This is a genomic window from Streptomyces aureocirculatus (assembly GCF_000720475.1).
Taxonomy (GTDB): Bacteria; Actinomycetota; Actinomycetes; order Streptomycetales; family Streptomycetaceae; genus Streptomyces; species Streptomyces aureocirculatus.
This window is the reverse complement of the sequence record NZ_JOAP01000152.1, coordinates 1-506: the sequence shown is the minus strand read 5'-3', so window position 1 is coordinate 506 and position 506 is coordinate 1. Positions and strand designations below refer to the sequence as shown.

1 protein-coding gene is annotated in these 506 nt (G+C 66.8%); it reads right to left on the bottom strand.

Annotation, left to right across the window (positions count from 1 at the left end):
* Nucleotides 1-485, bottom strand: a 485-nt coding sequence (locus IG78_RS43640) for an AMP-binding protein (RefSeq protein WP_211267724.1), incomplete at its 3' end; no start/stop codon positions are given.
* Nucleotides 486-506 lie beyond the last annotated feature (21 nt).

Below are 506 nucleotides of genomic sequence, written 5' to 3'. Positions count from 1 at the left end.
GCCAGATACAGCTCACCCGCCACACCGGGCGGCACCGGCCGCAACCGCGCATCCAGCACCAGCGCCGCCATACCGTGCACGGGCTTTCCGATGGTCACATGCCCGCCGGTGCACAACTGCGCGTAGGAGGAGATGATGGTCGTCTCGGTGGGACCGTAGCCGTTGAAGTACTTGCGGCCCGGCTCCCACTTCGCCAGTAGCTCCGGGGTGGTCACATCGCCACCGACCGAGAGCACCTCGAGCGCGTCCAGACCCGCGGGGTCCATGGTCCCCAGCACCGCCGGAGTGATGATCGTGTGGGTCACCGCTTCGGTCCGCAGGAGTTCGGCCAGTTCCGGACCGCCGATGATCTCCCCGGGAACCACGACGAGCGTCGCACCCACGAACGCGGTGCACACCCATTCCAGCACCGAAGGATCGAAACTCGGCGAACAGATGTGCAGGAACCGATGCCGGGATTCCAGACCGTACAGATCGGCCGCCACATCGGCGAGGCCGCCCATACC